General features: G+C 76.2%; 2 protein-coding genes. One reads left to right on the top strand and one right to left on the bottom strand.

Annotated features, from left to right (window positions below; all coding sequences use genetic code 11):
* Positions 1 to 225: 225 nt before the first annotated feature.
* Positions 226 to 981 carry an SDR family NAD(P)-dependent oxidoreductase gene (locus ACFV4N_RS43275; protein ID WP_499678512.1) on the top strand — a complete coding sequence of 252 codons (756 nt, stop codon included), beginning with the start codon at positions 226 to 228 and terminating at the stop codon, positions 979 to 981.
* Between the two features lie 83 nt (positions 982 to 1,064).
* Here the strand turns inward: ACFV4N_RS43275 and ACFV4N_RS43270 are convergent, their stop codons facing one another.
* On the bottom strand, positions 1,065 to 1,907 hold the full coding sequence (locus ACFV4N_RS43270; protein WP_499678513.1) for a DMT family transporter: 843 nt from the start codon (positions 1,905 to 1,907) through the stop codon (positions 1,065 to 1,067).
* Between the last annotated feature and the right edge of the window lie 9 nt (positions 1,908 to 1,916).

Here is a 1,916-nt window from a genome sequence, read left to right as displayed (position 1 = left end):
TCACCGCCCTGGTCCGGCCCGGGAACGCGCCCTGACCGGGCACCGCCACCGCGGCGTCGCCGTGCCGCGCGGGCCGGCCCGGTCCGGTTCCCGGGGCGCTCGATCGCGGGGCGGTCGTCGGTTCGGGGACCGGCGGGTGGCGGCGAGGTGAAACCTCGGTTCGGAGGGTTGTCCGGGGCCTCGGGCGCGGGTGGGATCCCAGTCCGGGGCTACGAGGAGGTCTTGGTGGACGACAACACCTACGAGGGCAGGGTCGCGCTGGTGACCGGTGCCGCGAACGGCATCGGCGCGGCCGTCGCGCGGCGGTTGGCGGTCGGCGGAGCCCGCGTGGTGGTGGCCGACGTGGACGCCGAGGCGGGCGCGGTCCTCGCGGAGGAGGTCGGCGGCCGGTTCGTCCGGTGCGACGTGCGCGAAGCCGACGACAGCCGGACCGCGGTCGAGGTGGCCGTGGCGGAGTTCGGCGGGCTGGACATCGCCTGCCTGAACGCCGGCGTGGTCACCGCGGGTGGCGAGTTCGACGTGGAGCACTACCGGCGGGTGGTGACCACGAACCTGGACGGCGTCGTCTACGGCGTGCAGGCGGCGTTGCCCGCGCTGCGGGCGCGCGGTGGCGGCAGCGTCGTGGCGGTGGCGAGCATGGCGGGCCTGGTCCCCATGCCCTTCGACCCGGTCTACGGCGCCACCAAGGCGGCCGTGGTGAACTACGTGCGGTCACTGGCCCCGCTGCACGCCCACGAGGGCATCCGGATCAACGCCCTGTGCCCCGGGTTCGCCGAAACCCCGATCATCGACGGCTTCCGGGGCGTGATCAGCGACCTGGGCCTGCCGATCCTGGACGTGCCCGAGGTGGTCGAGGCCTTCGAGTCCGTCGTGGCCTCGCCCGGGACCGGTGAGTGCTGGTACGTCCAGTCGGGGTGGCCCAGCGAGCCGCTGGTCTTCGCCGCCCCGCCCGACCCCCGCGCACCGGTCGCTCGGGGCTGACCCGGCCGCACGGCGGCGGAGCGCCGCGCCACCCGCGGAAGGCGTCTCGGACGACCGCCGCGGAGGTGGGGGAGCGGCCGGCCTCACGCGCGTTGCGCCGCCGCGGCCCGGCCGCCGGTGCGCACCCGGGTCACGAGGACGCCCGCGATCACCAGGGCCGCGCCGGCGAAGGTGTTCCAGCTGACCGGTTCGGACAGCAGCACCGCGCCGATGGCGGTCGACCACAGCGGGGTGACGTAGGTGACCGTCGACGCGGCCGTGGGGCCGGCGTGCCGGATGACCTGGAGGTTCAGGACGTACGCGACGCCGGTGCCCAGCGCGCCCAGGGCGAGCAGCGCGACGGCCGCGCCCCAGCCCGGCCAGGTCGGCGCCACGCCGACGGCCGCGGTGACCACGGCGAGTTCGGCCGTCGCGCAGCCGATCTGGACCGCGGACAGCGCCGCCGCCGACCCGGGCCGCTGGGAGAAGGAGCGCCGGGCGTAGGCGAACCCGGCCCCGTAGCACGTGGTGGCGGCGAGGCAGGCCAGGCCGCCGACGAGGGTCCCGCCGGTGATCCCGTGCCACGCGCCGAGGACGACCAGCACCCCGCAGAAGCCCAGGACCAGGCCCGTCGCCTTGGTCGCGGTGAGGCGCTCGTCGGCGACCAGCAGCACGGCGAACAGCACCGTCAGCAGCGGGGTGGTGGCGTTGAAGATCCCGGCCAGCACCGAGTCGACGTGCTGCTCCCCGTAGGCGAACAGGGCGAACGGGGCGGAGTTCAGCAGCGCGGCGACGACCAGCGCGTGCCCCCACGTGGCCGCGTCCCGGGGGATCGCCGACCGCCGCACCGCGCACACCACCAGCAGGGCCAGCAGCCCGAACAGGCAACGCCACAGGGCCACCCACAGGGGGGGGGCGCCGGCGGCCCCCCCCCGCGCGAGAAACACGAAGCCAGG

The organism is Actinosynnema sp. NPDC059797 (assembly GCF_042732085.1).
Classification (GTDB): Bacteria; Actinomycetota; Actinomycetes; order Mycobacteriales; family Pseudonocardiaceae; genus Actinosynnema.
This window is presented reverse-complemented; position numbering and strand designations above follow the sequence as displayed.